Raw genomic sequence first — 15588 nt, forward strand, 5'->3', positions numbered from 1 at the left:
TCCCGAGTGCGCTCGGTGGCCATTCCGGCTACCTTTGTGTTTCCGGTCTTATTTCCGACCTTGACGGCTTTCTGAAGCGACTGCAGACCGGCCTCGGTGCTGTCCATATTTACCAGGGCAAGACCCCTGTTGTAATAGAGGGCGGGGTCGTTCTCCGTGTACTCCATCGCCTTCTCGAAATGAGACAGCGCCTCGCCGTAGTTTTCATTCTTGAGGGCCGCACTCCCGGCTCCCTTGAGAACGCTTAGGATATTCCCCTCGATTTTGCTGATTAGGCTGCTGGTCAGCTTGAGAGGCTCCTTATGCTGCTTGGCGAGTTGAAGGGCCTTCTGGAAGTGCGTAGCGGCCTGTTCAAAGTTCTCCGATTGACCGGCCTTCGCGCCCTTCGCGTACGCTTTCTTGATCTGACTTCTCAACTGCTTCTTCTTCTTGACGGACATGGATGAACCCCCACTGTCCTGGGCACGAACCGGGGCCGTGCCAATCTGGAGCCCGAGTGCGCATACGAGGGCCAGAAGACCCAAACGGCTCACGGAAGACTTTAGAAGGCGATGCGTGATTCTATGCATTGGCTTGAAGGCTCTGTGATGGAAGGTGAAAAAATTAGTAGCTACGAATGCCTCCTACGTAGCAGCGTTCCAGACTTTTGTTTCCAGATGGGGCACGGGAATTCCAGCATCGGAAACAGGACCCGACGGTCGAAGAAGCGAGCCCTTACCGACGACTGACACTCTTCTGCACCTTTTCACGGTATTCCTTGCTGGCGTAGATTGCAACCTCGACCCGTCGGTTCAGTTGTCGCCCGCTCTCTGTTTTGTTGGAGGCCACCGGCTCGGTTTCTCCCTTGCCCGTGAGGGTCAGCCGATCACGGGCGAGGCCCTGATCCACGAGGTACTCTCCGGCGGACCGAGCCCTGCGTTCAGACAGGCGCTGGTTGTAGGTGTCGGCGCCGATCGAGTCTGTGTGACCGACAATCAGAATGTCGGTTTGGGGGTCGTCCTTCATGCTCCCGGCGAACTCTCGGAGGTCTGTCCGCGCGTCGTCACGGAGCGCCGCCGAGTCGAAGTCAAAGAGAAGCCCGCTATCGAAGGTTACGACGATGCCCTCCCCCACGCGCTGGACCTTGGCGTTTTCGAGGTTCTCGTCGAGCTCCTCGGCCTTCTTGTCCATCCGCTGGCCAATGATGGCCCCTGCGGTTCCGCCTACGATCGCCCCGAGCACGGCCCCTTTCGCTGTCTCCCCGACAGCCTTGCCGACGGCGGCCCCCGCGGCCCCACCCGCCCCTGCGCCAATCGCGGCTCCCTTCTCGGTATTGCTCAAGCTGCTGCATCCCACTACCAAGAGACCCACGGCGAGCAGTGGAACGAACAGGCGGAACGAAAGACGGGTCGGTCGCATGACGGGACGAATCGTTGTGCAACGTGCCATTTCGTATTCAGTATTGATGCAACGGTCGTGCCGAAACGGCATCGGGGCACAGGAAGACGGAGGATCGACGAGCAAGGCCAATCGGCACACTTCCGGGCAACCCCGACGCTAAACGTCGAGTGAGAGGGGAGATCTTTACTTCCTTCACTCCATATTCATCTCAAAGGACACGAATCAGGAAGTTGAAGCCCTCGGGCACGGGTGAGATACGAGACCGCGAACCTCGGCTGCAGTGCACGACACCGTCCAGGATCCTGAACACTGCTCCGGTCGGGAGAGGAGGGCACAGGACGATTGAACAAACTTAACGGAGCCTACTGGCATTCGGAAGCCGGTCTCATTATTGTTACGGACGGCTGCGTGGAAGGGCCTATCCCGCTCGTTCCCGCGGCTGTCGTTCGATCCGTTGTCCTCGCACACGCAACGCACCGTCTGCACCCATGAAGCTTATCGTTCCCATGGCGGGACGCGGAACCCGCGTCCGGCCTCACTCGCATGTCACGCCCAAGCCGCTTCTTTCCGTTCGGGGACGAAGCGTCGTCGAGCGCATCGTCGACACGTTCTCGCGGGTCCTCCCCGAGACGCCGGAGGACGGCGTCTTTGTTCTCGGCCCCGACTTCGGAGAAGAGATCCGGGATCAGCTCACCGAGATCTGCGACGAGCGGGGCATCACGCCCCACTTTCCGGTGCAGGAAGAAGCCCTCGGGACGGCCCACGCGGTGGGCTGCGCGGCGGAGCACCTCCATGGAGAAGGCGTGGTCGTCTTTGCCGACACGCTGTTCGCACTCACAGAGGAGGTGACCCTCGGGGACGCCGACGTGGTGGCCTTCGTGCGGGAGGTCGACGATCCGAGCCGGTTTGGCATCGCGGTGCGGGACGGAGAGCAGGTCACAGAGCTCATCGAGAAGCCCGACGAGCCCATTTCTAACGAGGCCCTCATCGGCATCTACTACATCCGAGAGCTTGCCAACCTGAAGACCGCGATTGACTTCCTCATCGAAAACGATCTTCGGGGGGCAGGGGGCGAGTACCAGCTCACCGATGCGCTGGACCGGCGCCTGCAGGAGGGCGATGTGTTTACGACCGCCTCCGTCGACGCGTGGATGGACTGTGGAACCATCCCGGCCCTGCTGGACACCACGGGACGCGTTCTTGAGCGCGAATCGGAGAATCTCCACCAGGGGACTGTGGAGGACAGCATCATCCATGACCCGGTCTACGTAGGGCCCGACGCCACCGTCGAGAACGCCGTGGTGGGGCCGCGTGTCTCGATCGAGGAAGGAGCGACCGTGTCCAACGCGGTCGTTCGGGACAGCATTGTCTTCGCGGACGGGCAGGTGGAAAACGCCGTGCTTGCCGACTCGGTCGTCGGTCGCCACGCCGTAGCGAAAGGACGTGTCCAGTCGATAAACATCGGCGACCACTCCGAGATTGATGCTGGCTGACCGTGGAGGGCCCAAGGAGGGGGCCGGGTGCGGCTTCGAGTCCGATGATGTCGACAATTTCCGCCTGCATTCCCCTCGGAACGGGAGCATGCGGCCGGGCTGTCCGTTTTCTAGAAGCTAGAAGGGCAGTACAAAGTACTCCCTCTGCCGTGCTTCTCGACCTCTGACTGCCGCTGGCTTGGCTATGGAAACCTACCCCTCGTCGCTGGAAGAGAAATTGGGCTTCGACGTCATTCGGAGTCGCCTAGAGGGCCTGGTCAAGAGCCCGCTAGGGCAAGAACGCCTCGACGCCATGAAGCCGGCCCGCACGATGGGTTGGCTGCGAGACGAGCTCGAACGCGTCGAAGAGCTTCAGGGCGCATTCCGCTACGGAGACACAGTACCCCTGAGTCCGATGTACGACCTGCGGGACGCCCTCCGCCGCGCCGCCCCCGAAGACGCCTACGTGGACCCGGAGGACCTGATGGCCATCCGGAAAACCCTCATCACACTCCGGCGCCTCAAGCAGCACTTTGACAACCGGCGTGACGACTACCCTCGGCTGGCCGACGCGGTCGAACGGATCACCCCGCTCCCGGAGCTTGAGGAGCACATCGCGTCGGTGCTCGACGAAGACGCGAAGATCCGGGACGACGCCTCGCCGGAGCTGCAGCGCCTCCGCCGGCAGATCCGACGGCGCGAGAAGGAGCTCCGTGAGGCGCTCGACGAGGCCCTACGCCGCGCCGCCCGCCAGGGCCACACCACCGGCGAGCAGGCCACGATCCGCGGCGGGCGGATGGTCATCCCGGTTCGGGCCGGGGCGAAGGGGAAGGTAGAGGGGTTCGTGCACGACACCTCTGCCAGCGGGCAGACCGTTTACATCGAGCCCGCGGCCTGCCTTGAGCTCAACAACGAGGTGCAGGAGCTCAAAAGTGCTGAGCAGACCGAAATTGAGCGTATCCTGCGGCAGGTGACCTCCCACGTGCGGGCCGAGGGCGACGCCATCGACGTCAATCTGAAGGCCCTGGCGCAGTTCGACCTGCTGCGGGCGAAAGCTCGTCTCGCCAACCGGCTGGAGGCGGTGGTCCCCAAGCTCAACGAGGAGGGCCACATCGAGCTGCGTGAGGGCCGCAACCCGGTTCTTGAGCTCCATCTCGAGTCGATCGACGCGGGGGGCGACTCGGCCGGTCGCTCCCCCGACGGCGACGATGGGGCGATCCCGCCGCGGGAAGTCGTCCCCCTCGACCTCGAACTCGGCAACGACTTCTGCACGCTCGTCATCACCGGGCCCAACGCCGGCGGCAAGACAGTGGCGATGAAGACGGTGGGGCTCTTCTCCCTCATGCTCGCCTACGGCCTCCCCATCCCGGCCGCTCCCCACTCGTCGTTCCCCCTGTTCGACCAGATCATGGTGGATATCGGCGACGAACAGTCGATCGAAGAGGACCTGTCTACCTTCAGTTCCCACGTCTCCACCCTCAAGCACGTGTTGCGCACGGCGGGCGAAAATGCGCTTGTCCTCATCGACGAGGCGGGCACCGGCACGGACCCGGACGAGGGGGCCGCGCTGGCTCAGGCCGTGCTCGAGCAGCTGACAGACGCCGGGGTCCGCACCATTGCCACCACTCACCACGGCACGCTCAAGGTGTACGCCCACGAGGCGGAGGATGTCGAGAACGGATCGATGGAGTTCGATCAGGAGACCCTCCGTCCCACGTACCGCTACCAGGAGGGGGTGCCCGGATCGTCTTATGCCTTCGAGATTGCCCAGCGTTTAGGGGTGCGGGACGAGGTGCTGGACCGTGCGCGTACGCTGGCGGGCACACAGAAGACCAAGATGGAGAATCTGATTTCGACCTTCGAGAAGCGGACGCAGCGGCTCGAGGATGAGCTCTACGAGGCCGAACGGATCCGCGAGGAGGCCGAGAAAGAGCGTCGCCGCTACGAAGAGAAGGCCCGCGCGCTCGAAAAAGAACGGGACGAGTTTCGCCAGCAGGCCCTTGAAGAGGCCGAGCGCATCGTGGAGAACGCGAATGCGCGCATCGAACGGACGATCCGGGAAATCAAGGAGGCCCAGGCCGAGTCGGAAGCCACGAAAGACGCACGCCAGCAACTCGAGGAGTACAAAGAGGACCTCCGGGACCGCCGCGCGGAGGCGGAGGCCGCCGTGGACGCGGAGCCCCCCTCCGAAGACCCCCCGGCCGACGCCCCGGCGTCCGAGACGGAGCGGGAATCCGGCCCCATCGAGGAGGGCGACCAGGTCGTGGTAGACGACGGCTCCACCGCTGTCGAAGTGCAGGAAATTGAAGACGGAGAGGCCACCGTCATCATGGGGTCGATGCACATGCGGGTGCCCGTCGACCGCCTCACCAAGGTCGGTGGGCCGACCGCCGAGCCCGACCGACCGACCGGCGATGATGCGAAGATGACGGCCCTGGAGGCGAAGCCCTCCATCGACGTGCGCGGGGAGCGGGTGGTCGATGCGCGGAAGCGGGTTCAGCCCTTCCTCGACGACGCCCGCGCAGCGGGGCTCGACACGGTCGAGATCCTGCACGGAAAGGGCACCGGGGCCCTCCGCTCGGCCATCCACGAGGTGCTCGACGACCGGCCAGACATCGAGGACTACCGCAAGGCCCCCATTGAAGAAGGCGGCGCCGGGGTTACGAAGGTAGACCTGTCGTAGGCGCGGGGACATGCGGCCTTTGCGCTACGAGCCCTGAGGCCTTCTCGGGGAATTCTACGCCCGCGCGTCGCTGCGCTCGGTCTGGATGTGGACGAAGCGCCTGCCGGTTTGTAGCTTCGTGGTCGACATTCCCCACCGCGTGCTCTTGCCCCAGCAGTCTCCCATCCGATGGCCCGCATCGTCGTCACCCGCCCCCTGATCGAAGGGGGGCTCTCCGGGTTGCGCGAGTCGCACACCGTTACCGTCTGCGATCCACCGGACGGAAGCAGTCGTTCGGAGGAGGAGCTGATTGCCCTGACCGACGGGGCTGACGTGCTTCTCTCGATCCTCGCCGACCCGGTGACGGAGCGACTCTTTGAGGCGCGGTCTGGCCTCCAGATGGTGGCACAGTACGCTGTAGGCGTGGATAACATCGACCTGGAAGCAGCCGAAGTCCACGACGTGGCCGTCACGCACACCCCCGGGGTGCTCACCGACGCGACCGCCGACATGACGTGGGCCCTGTTGCTGGCCGTGGCCCGGCACGTGCCGGCGGCGGACCAGCATGTGCGCGACGGTCACTTCGAGCGGTGGGAGACCACGCTTATGCTGGGCATGGAACTATCCCGCAAGACCATCGGAATTGTGGGCCTTGGACGAATTGGGGCGGCCGTGGCCCGGCGCGCCCTGGGCTTCGGCATGGATGTCGTATACCACAACCGCCACCGGGCCAATCCCACCATCGAGCGCCAGACGAGTGCCCGGTACGTGGACCTCGACGATCTTCTGGCGACAAGCGACGTGGTTTCTCTTCACTGCCCCCACAACGAAGACAGCCACCACCTAATCGACGCCGCGGCGCTAGAACGAATGAAGTCGTCGGCGATTCTCGTGAACACTGCTCGGGGCCCCGTCGTCGATGAGAATGCCCTCGTAGACGCGCTTGAGACCGACGAGATTGCGGGGGCTGGGCTCGACGTGTTTGAGGAAGAGCCTGACGTGCACCCGGGTCTGCTGGAGCAGGATCGGGTAGTGGTTGCTCCGCACCTGGGCAGCGCCACGACGGATGCGCGCATGCGGATGGCACAGATGTGCACGGCGTCCATCGAGGCATTCCTGGACGGGGCCGAAAACGTCCCCCACCGGCTCGTGTAGGCGGTGAAACGCCAACAGGAACTGTGCCTGACGCTGAACGGTGCGGTGGACGGCAGTGTGTGGGGCAACCAACGGTTGCGGGCGGCGGAACGAGCCGTACCTCGGGCACGCGGGATCGGCCCGTTTTTTGCGGGCACCAGCCAACGACTTGGCCTGTTTTTCTTTGGGTGATGATCCCACGCGACTCATGACGGTTTCCCGGCTGTCACTGGTGCTCCTGCTGGCCGGAATCGGAGGCTTCCCCTCGGCAGTGCGGGGGCAGGCACCAGACACGACGGGAGGGACGTCGGATACGACGCAAGACGCACCGCCCGCGGTGGTACAGCGGGTCGCGGCGGCGTTTTCGGAGGGCAATGCCCAACGTCTTCTCAAGCCGTCTGCCGACCGGGTCGAGGTCAATCTCTTCGGGGAGCGCACCTACTACAGCAGTGCGCAGGCGCTGTACGTCCTACGCAATTTTTTCCGGGGCCACAAGCCTAGTCGCTTCTCGGTAAAGGACGCGGTGGAGAAAGCGACGAATTACTTCGTGCGGGGGCGGTACGAGCAGGCCCGTGTTGCTCAGCAACTCCTGGTGTACGTTCGCCTGGGCCGTGTTGAGGAAGACAGCGCCTGGCAACTGCAGGAGGTAAGAATTGAACGCGACACTGAGTAGAGCTCGGTGTCGGCAATGCTGGGCGCGCCCTGAAGGTGTCTTCTGTGGCCTGAGGCGGGCACTCTTCCCCAGAGAGATTGTATAGAAACCTTCTCTGCGTTGCGGATTCTCTTCGTTCCGCATGGTAGATCGTCTGTTCCGTATGCTCCGGCGATCCCCCTGGACCTGGGGACTAGGACTCGGGCTTGTCTTGGCCCTTGCTGCAACGGCGGTCGTTCGGATGTACGCGGTTCAGGCCGTCGAGTCTCACGTAGACGCCCGCCAGAAGGCGGTCGTCCAGACGACGCTCGCCACCATCGAGGACCGGTTCACGAGGCTTCGGGAAGAGCTCCACGGACGGGCCCGTAGCTTCGCCAACGACTCGAGTGTCGTACAGGGGCTCCAGGCGTGGCGTGAGCGCGAGACGCGCCCGAGTTCGCTGGTTCAGTACGCCACGGGCCTTTCGCTCAGCGCCCGCACGGCCGTCGAGGTGTACGCGCCTCCCCTACGCGTCCTGGCCTGGAAGGGAAAGCAAACACCCGTCGACAGTGCACGATTTCAGGGCCGCCTCCCGACCACTCCGCAGACAACCGTAGTTGCCGACGGGAGCGAGCGGCGGGCCCTCGCCGCCTGGGTTCCCGTTCGGCATGAAGGACGCGTACTCGGGGCCGTACGCGTTACGCGCACCGTCCGGTACCAGCCCCCGATACAAAACCGGTACATGCGCGCCATGAGTTTGGAAAGTCGGTGGGCCCGAGAGACCGGAGAGATGGTACGTGTGCAGTGGGCGTCGACGCCGCCCCCCTCACCGCACCGGACCCTTCGAGGGGTCGAGGGCACTGTTCTTGGATACGTCTCTGTGAGTCCGCCGACGCCCGACCGCATGGTCCAGCGGACGGCCTCCTTCTACACCGATCTTCTCGTGGGCTGGGCGGTTCTGCTCATCGGGTGGGGGCTAGGAGGAGTTGTCGTCTGGTACCTCCGGCTCGCCCGGCGCACAGGACTCCGGCGGCATCGGGGCGCCCGGGTGGCTGCAGTTGGGCGTCTCGCCGTGGTGGTCCTCCTTGCCGTTGCGGCCCGCTACGCGTTGCTCTGGCTCGACGTGCCCGGCCGTTGGGCGGCACCGGGGGACCTGCTGGCCCCCCTCTTCGACCCAACCTACTTCGCCACGACGATCGGAGGGGGCATCCTCCGATCAATCGGGGACCTTCTGCTCACGGGCCTCTGGGCCGGAGGGATCGCCACGGGAACAGTGTATCTGGCTCGCCACTACCGGCCCCGGGCCGACGCGGTGACGGAGCTCTCCGCCGCCCTCCAGGGCGACCCCCCTCAATACCCGCATGCAGGCCGATACCTGAGCACGTTCGTCCTGCTTGCGGGGGCGAGCATCGGTGGAGTCGTAGTCCTTGCCTACGTAGTCCGGCGGGCGGTGCTCGATAGCACGCTCGACTTCTTTTCCCGCACGGGACTCCTTCCGGAGCCGCTCGTCCTCGGGGTGTTGTGTGGGTTGTTCTTGCTCGTGGCCGCCGGTGTCCTCGTTGGCGTTTCAGGAACGTGGATGGCCCTCCGCCGCCTCCTGATTCACCGCCCGCGCCAGTGGCCTCGGGGAATTGGGCTCGTCATAGGAACGGGTCTTTTCGGAGCGTGCCTGACGACGCTGTACCTCGGGACGGACACCTACGCCGTCGTCTCACCGGCATACATGCTGGGGGCACTTGGAGGGATTGGAGCCCTGTCCCTCTACGGCCTCGTTGAGACGAGCGGGGGCAAGAAGGTGTTTACCCTCCGAGGGTTGCTGGGGGCGGTCTTCGCCGTCACCTTGCTGCTCTACCCGTTGCTTTACACCGGCATGGACGCGAAGCGACGGGAGCACATGGTTGACGCCGCACACTCGTTCGAGCGAGGGCAGGATCCGCGCGTCCTTTACTCGATTCAGCGCGTGCTCCGCTCCGCCTCGGAGAAGCTCGCCCCCCGACTGCAGGCTAGCGGGTCCGACATGGGCCCACAAATCGACTCGGTGGCCACGCAGCTCGTGCGCCAGTCGCTGCTGGCCTCCCTTGCGACGTACGAGGTACGCCTCAGCATACTCGGGAGCGACGGTCAGGTGCGTCGGCGGTATGCCCCCGCTGGTCGCGTAGAACGATCCCTGCCCGACCGGGCCGCACGCAGGGTGTACGCGGCCCTCCGGCCGCTGTACGAACGGAACCCCGGACCGACCGTCCGAAAGCTTCCCCAAACCACGACGAAGCGACCTGCCGGGCGAGGTCGTACCCAGTACGGAGGTCTGCTCAGCGTCCCTGCACCGTCCAGATCCGCCGAGACCTGGGTGCTGGTCCGAATCGAGTCACAGTCGCTACTGCCCGGCGCCGGATTCGGGGTGCCTCGCGTGCTGCTCCCCGAGGGATCGTTTGGCGACCTCTACGCCAGGCTCTCGCTAGCGGTGTTTCGAGAAGGAACGCTCGTTCGCAGCTACGGGGAGGACTTTGGGCGGACCCGCCTCCAGCCCTCTTTGCGAAACACGTTGAAAAAACAAACGGCAGTGTGGCACCGAGAAGTCATGCGGGGCCGCCGGTACCTAACGTACTATCACCGGTTCTCGCAAGACGCGGGGGCGTCGCCGTCCATCGCGGCAGTGCGCATTCCGGCCGTCCTTGCCTTCGATCATCTGTACTATCTGCTCCGACTCACGGTGGCCGGCCTTTGTGTCGGGCTCCTGGCCTATCTGTTCGGGCTGTATGTCCGGTATCGGCGGGGGCACCTCCCTGCCTCGCGGGTGCGATTCCGAAACAAGGTACTCAACGCCTTCCTCGTCGTTGGCATCGTCTCAATGGTGGCCGTCGGGGTGGTGGGCGTACGGGTTGTTACCGGAGAAAATGAGCGCGTCGTCGAGCAGCGAATGCACGATCATCTCGCTCGCGTGGAGGAAACGCTGGCGCTGGAGGCAGGCCCCAACGAACGGTTGTGGCGCGCGGCGAGACAGATGAACGTCGACTCGCTCGCTGCACGAGTCGGTCTCGAGCTTCACCTGTACGAGGACGGGCAGCTTGTCCGGACGAGCCAGCCGCGCCTTCTGCGCGATGACCTGATCCCCAAGCGCCTGCCCAGCGACGTGTACCATGCGCTCCATGAAGAGGCCCGCCGGTTTGTGACTGCCAAGGCGACCATCGGGCAGTTTCGATACCGAGTGGGCTATCAGGCCCTAGTCGACGCCGAGGGGCGTCCTCAACTGGTCGTGGGGGTGCCCACGCTCGCCCAGCAGGAGCGGCTTCAGGAAGAGCAGTCGCGCACACTGGCCTACCTCTTCGGCGCCCTGCTCATTCTGGTCGTGGTCGTGGCACTCACGGGCGTGGTACTGGCAAACGCACTTGCCCGGCCCATCGCCCGGCTCCGGGAGGGGCTGGAGGCCGTCGGGGAGGGCCGCTTCGTGCGGACCCTGTCCGTCGACACGCGGGATGAGATCGGCGACTTGGTGCAAACCTTCAACGAGATGCGGGATCAGCTCGCCGAGAGCCGCCGCAAGCTCGCCCGTCAGGAGCGGGAGCTCGCCTGGCGCGAGATGGCCCGGCAGGTGGCGCATGAGATCAAAAATCCGCTCACGCCCATGAAGCTGTCCGTCCAGCACCTCCGCCGGGCCTTCGAACGGGCCAACGACGTGCCGGAGTCGTCCCGGTTTGCGGAGGTGTTCGACCGCATCACAGGCACGCTCATCGAGCAGGTCGAGTCGCTCGTCCGCATCGCCGACGAGTTCTCGACCTTCGCCCGCTTGCCTACGCGGGTGACGGAGCCTGTCGACCTCAATGAGACGATCCAGGAAGCCGTGTCGCTGATGGAGGAAGAGACGGCCAACCACGCCGCGATTGAGCTCAATCTACACGACGAGCCCCTGGTGGTGGAAGCAGACCGGGAGGAGCTGCGGCGCATCTACATCAATCTTCTCAAGAACGCCCTGCAGGCCATTCCTGAAGACCGGGATGGATGCGTCCGGGTAACAACGCAGTGGACGGGCCGGGCGGACGGAGAATCCCCGATGGTGCAAAGCCGGGTGGCCGACAACGGTACGGGAATCCCACCGGACCTGCGAGACAAAATCTTCGAGCCGAACTTCTCGACCAAAACCGGCGGTACGGGCCTCGGGCTGGCCATCGCCCAGAAGAGCATTGGAGAACACGGAGGGGAAATTGGCTTCGAAACTGCGGAGGGGGAGGGCACAACCTTCTGGGTCCACCTGCCTCCAGCGGAGGACGGGGCCTCGACTGACTGAGTCCGTACGCCGGGCCCGGATCGGCACGAACCCGTTCCTACATCCCGGCGCGGGCCTCCCAGCCGCAGATGCGCTACGCTGGATTTCGAAGGGCATCGATCCGCTCGGTGAGGGGCGGGTGAGAATACTCGAGCATCACCTTCAGGAAGTGCGGGGTGAGGTTCGAGAGATTCGTCTCGGCGAGGCGCTTCAAGCCGCTGATGAGCGTCTCTCCCTGTTGGGTGGTCTCGAGGGCAAAGCGGTCGGCCTGGAACTCGTGGCGGCGCGACCAGGCATTGAGCGGGATCGAGAGCAGCAACTCGACCGGCGAGTACAGCAGGCCGAAGAACAGCAGGCCGGTGTAGACGGCGGGCTGGTCGACATAGAAGGCATGGAAGAGGCCCTCGACCTGAAGGAAGACAGAGAGCAGCAGGAAAAGCACCCCAGTCTGCACCACACTAATCGCGATGCGCTGCGGAATGTGGTGCAGCTTGTAGTGCCCCATCTCGTGGGCCACCACCGACAGCAGCTCGTCCACCGAGAGCTCCTCCACGAGCGTGTCGAAGAGCACGATGCGCCGATTCGCCCCGAAGCCGGTAAAGAACGCATTGGCCTTGTTCGAGCGGCGCGAGCCGTCCATCACGTAGACCTCGCCGACCGGGAAGTCGACCTTGTCGGCGTACGACAGGATCGCCTCGCGGAGCTCCCCCTCCTCCAGCGGCTCGAAGTCGTTGAAGATCGGCATCAGGTAGCGCGGGGCGAAGAACTGGAGGAGCAGCATCACCGCCGTCACCACGATCCAGGCGTACACCCAGCCGTACGGCCCGGTCGACTGGAAGAACCAGAGGATGGCGGCTAGCAGCGGCCCCCCAATCGCCACGCCGAGGGCGATGCTCTTCAGCAGGTCGAGGACGAAGGTTTTGGGCGTCGTCTCGTTGAAGCCGAAGCGCTCCTCAATCACGAACGTGGAGTAGACCGAAAACGGGAGCGAGAGCGCCCCGCGCCCGAGCACGAGCAAGCCAATGAAACACAGGCCCGTAACGATAGGCCCAAAGCCCCAGCCGCGCACGACGGTATCGAGCCATTCAAATCCCCCAGCAAACCAGAAGACGAGGAGCACCGCGAGGCCGACGGTGGACGAAACCCACCCGAGGCGGGTGCGCGTGCGGGTGTACTCCTGGGCCTGCTCGTACTCCTCCTCGTCGAACGTGTCGCGAAACTCCGCCGGCAGTGTCGGCTGGAGGTGGCGGAGGTTGAGGACGTCCGAGACGAGGTTCAGCGCGTACTCGGCCAATAGGGCGGCGAGAATGATGACGGCGTAGACATTCACGTCGGTTCTGGGGTGAACTCAACAGGCGTGGCGCGGAATCGTCGGATGAATGGACGGGCGACGGCGGGGTTCAGTTTTTCAGAACCGCCGTGGGAGTGGGTCGTATGTCTGATTGGACGGTCTTTTCACCAAACGCCGTGAAGCAATGCAGGTAACCATCGACCTTCCGGACAATGTGGGACTGGACGAGCACGAGGCGAAAGAACAGGTCGTCGCGTTGCTGTACGAGGCGGGGACGCTGTCGGAAAAGCAGGGATGCGATGTTCTAGGACTCTCGCGCCGGGCCTTTCAGGAGATGCTCGCGGACCACGACGTGGCGTACATGACCAGTGATCCAGAGGACATTCAGCATGAGTTGCGGCATCGTCGCGAGTGATTTGGACATTCCCAGTCCCATCGGCATAAGCGAACCGATTGCTTTGACCCTGTGGAAGGCTGGGACGTCCTCGTGAGCGATACCGGACCGTTGATCAGCCTGGAATCACTTCCAGCGGGATTTCAGTGTATCCGGTCGATCCTTGACCGGCTCATCATCCCTCCGGCTGTGCTGGATGAGGTTGCTCATCCGTATGAGGGACGAGAGGCGTTTCTGGAAGAAGCGGGGCTTCGTCGTCTGATTGACGTGCGGCGTCCGGAGACTCGCTCAAGGGGAGATCCAGGATCAGGATGGCACGTGTTGGACGAAGGAGAACAAGAGGCGATTGCTCTTTCTCGGCAACTTTGAACACCCTCTTCTCATCGAGGAAACGGCCGGTCGCCGCGTGGCCAGACGCCTCGGATGTGAGATCTCGGGAACCGCTGGACTGATTGATCGAGCTCACCAGGACGACCTCCTCTCGCTGACGGAAGCAAAGCGAATGTGGAGGGTGCTCCTGGGAGAGAATCGGATTTCCGAGTCCCTGTACCGGTCCCTGCTGCAGGACGAGTAGGCGGCTATCGCTTCGCCACCAGAACCGCCGCCTGATCCGTCGGCAGTGCCTGCACGTCAAGTGCCGCATCGGCGTCGACGGCGACCCCCGTCAACACGTCCGTCCAGGCCCGGTCGGCGAGCGCGTCCGGAAGCGGAAGTGTCGCCGGGGCGTCGGGATCGCGCGAGAGGGGATGGCGGGACACCACAGTGAGAAGAGCCGCATCCGGATCGTCCTCTGGGCCCGTGAAGCGACCAAACGCGAGCCAGTCGCCGGCGCTCTCGCCTTCCGGCGTAAGGTCCACGTAGCCCTCCGCGGCGGCGAGATCCGGATGGGTGCGGCGCCACCGCAGCAGCCGCGCGGTCACGTAAAAGTAGGCGTGCGGGTCGGGGCCCGCGAAGAGAGACTGCACCGCCTCGATGGTCGGGTCGTTGAGCAGCGGGGCGAGGTCGTCGAGGGCCGTCCGGCGGCTCGCCCAGTCGACGGGACGCCGGTTGTCGGGATCGACGAGCGAGAGGTCGGCCAACTCGGTGCCGCGGTATACGTCCGGCACGCCGGGGGCCGTGCACTTCATTGTCAGCTGGCTGAGGCGGTTGGCGAACCCCGCCTCGGCGAGCTGCATGGCGAAGTCGTCGAGCACCGCAGGCGTCTCCGGGCCCGTCGTGACGCCGCGGACGAAGGTCTCCAGGTCGTTTTCGTAATCGGCGTCCGGGTTGATCCAGCTTGTCTGCTGCTTCGCCTCGCGGGCGGCCTTCTCCATGTATTCTGCAAGCCGGTCGGCCAACTCCGCGCGGGGGTCGGCGATGCGGGGCGTGCCGTGGGCGTCGCACCAGAGCGCGGCCAGCGTTTGGTAGAACAGGTACGCATCCTTTGCCGACGGGCCGTACGGACCGCGATGGTCAGCCCCGAGCTCCGAGAGGGACTCCACGACCTCGGCCCAGCGCTCCGGCCGCTCCGCGAGGGCGAGAAGCCGCATTCGGGTGTCGGCGCCGCGCTTGTGGTCGTGCGTAGCGGTGGTGAGGAGGGCCTCGGGGTACTCCCGCGCCCGGAACCGATTGCGGGCGTGGACGGCATGATCGTGCACCCCGAAGGCGTCGGGCTCGCCCCCTACCTCGTTGAGCGCCGCGAGGGGGACGTGGCGGTACAGGGCCGTGTCCTCGATGCCCTTCGCCGCCACCGGACCGGTGTACTGCTGGAGCCGACCCACCCAGTCGCGCTGCGCGTTGCGCAGGTCCTCGCGGAGCTCCCCCAGAATGGCGTGCTCGACGAACTCGTAGACCGTCGGCTCGGTGGCCGGATTGCGCTGGAGGGCGCGGTGGATCGCTTCCTCGATGACCTCGCGGGCCGTCTCGGGGTCGTGGGGCAGGAAGGTGCGGTAGCGGTCGATGGCGGCCACCACCTCCCGGAGCGCCTCGCGCAGGGCGGCGAGCGTGACGTCGCGCGTATGGTAGTCCGCCTCCGAGAGGCGGTCGAGCTCGTACGCCAGCCGCGCCAGCTCGCTGGAGAGAGTCTGCTCGATGACGAGCAGCTTGCTGCGGTAGACGGTGGTTTCGTAGCTCGGTGCATCCGGCACGGCGCGCCGGTAGGTGCGGCGGAGGAGCTCCTCGTTGCCGTCGTACAGCAGCGCCCCCATCGCGTCGTTCAGAAAGTCGTAGCCCGTGGTGCCGTCGACGGGCCAGTCGTCGGGCAGCGTCTCGCGGGGCGCGAGGATCTTCTCGACCCAGATCCGATCGGCGCCCAGGTCCTTCAGGCGGTCGAGGTACTCGTGCGGGTCGAAGAGGCCGTCGATGTGGTCGATGCGCACGCCGTC

General features: G+C 64.9%; 10 protein-coding genes. 6 read left to right on the forward strand and 4 right to left on the reverse strand.

From position 1 onward, the window contains the following. Positions 1-440 (reverse strand): tetratricopeptide repeat protein (locus ABEL04_RS14735; RefSeq protein ID WP_375803159.1); only part of this gene is annotated, 440 nt, incomplete at its 3' end. A 274-nt stretch (positions 441-714) separates the two neighbouring features. Beyond that, positions 715-1428: an OmpA family protein gene (locus tag ABEL04_RS14740; RefSeq protein ID WP_375803160.1), complete on the reverse strand. Its 714-nt coding sequence runs from the start codon at positions 1426-1428 to the stop codon at positions 715-717. A gap of 440 nt (positions 1429-1868) precedes the next feature. Here ABEL04_RS14740 and ABEL04_RS14745 point away from each other — a divergent pair, with 440 nt between their 5' ends. The 5 genes from ABEL04_RS14745 (at position 1869) to ABEL04_RS14765 (ending at position 11561) form a co-directional block, all read left to right on the forward strand. Then, positions 1869-2873, forward strand: coding sequence for a sugar phosphate nucleotidyltransferase (locus tag ABEL04_RS14745; RefSeq protein WP_375803161.1), 1005 nt, complete (start codon positions 1869-1871; stop codon positions 2871-2873). Positions 2874-3057: 184 nt separating this feature from the next. Next, positions 3058-5535: an endonuclease MutS2 gene (locus tag ABEL04_RS14750; protein WP_375803162.1), complete on the forward strand. Its 2478-nt coding sequence runs from the start codon at positions 3058-3060 to the stop codon at positions 5533-5535. A 168-nt stretch (positions 5536-5703) separates the two neighbouring features. Further along, complete coding sequence (locus ABEL04_RS14755; RefSeq protein WP_375803163.1) at positions 5704-6669, forward strand: 2-hydroxyacid dehydrogenase; 966 nt, start codon at positions 5704-5706, stop codon at positions 6667-6669. Between the two features lie 187 nt (positions 6670-6856). Beyond that, positions 6857-7321 (forward strand): DUF4783 domain-containing protein, encoded by a 465-nt coding sequence (locus ABEL04_RS14760; protein ID WP_375803164.1) that lies wholly within the window; start codon positions 6857-6859, stop codon positions 7319-7321. Between the two features lie 190 nt (positions 7322-7511). Continuing rightward, entirely contained in the window at positions 7512-11561 is a 4050-nt protein-coding gene (locus ABEL04_RS14765; protein ID WP_375803165.1) for an ATP-binding protein, read from the forward strand. A 73-nt stretch (positions 11562-11634) separates the two neighbouring features. Here the strand turns inward: ABEL04_RS14765 and ABEL04_RS14770 are convergent, their stop codons facing one another. Next, entirely contained in the window at positions 11635-12870 is a 1236-nt protein-coding gene (locus ABEL04_RS14770; RefSeq protein WP_375803166.1) for a M48 family metallopeptidase, read from the reverse strand. A gap of 145 nt (positions 12871-13015) precedes the next feature. On the opposite strand from ABEL04_RS14770, the gene ABEL04_RS14775 reads away from it, so the two are divergent. Further along, positions 13016-13246 carry a UPF0175 family protein gene (locus tag ABEL04_RS14775; protein ID WP_375803167.1) on the forward strand — a complete coding sequence of 77 codons (231 nt, stop codon included), beginning with the start codon at positions 13016-13018 and terminating at the stop codon, positions 13244-13246. A gap of 557 nt (positions 13247-13803) precedes the next feature. On the opposite strand, the gene treY is transcribed toward ABEL04_RS14775, so the two are convergent. After that, positions 13804-15588, reverse strand: a 1785-nt coding sequence (treY, locus tag ABEL04_RS14780) for a malto-oligosyltrehalose synthase (RefSeq protein WP_375803168.1), incomplete at its 5' end; no start/stop codon positions are given.

The organism is Salinibacter sp. (assembly GCF_042218895.1).
In the GTDB taxonomy this organism is placed as follows: domain Bacteria; phylum Bacteroidota; class Rhodothermia; order Rhodothermales; family Salinibacteraceae; genus Salinibacter.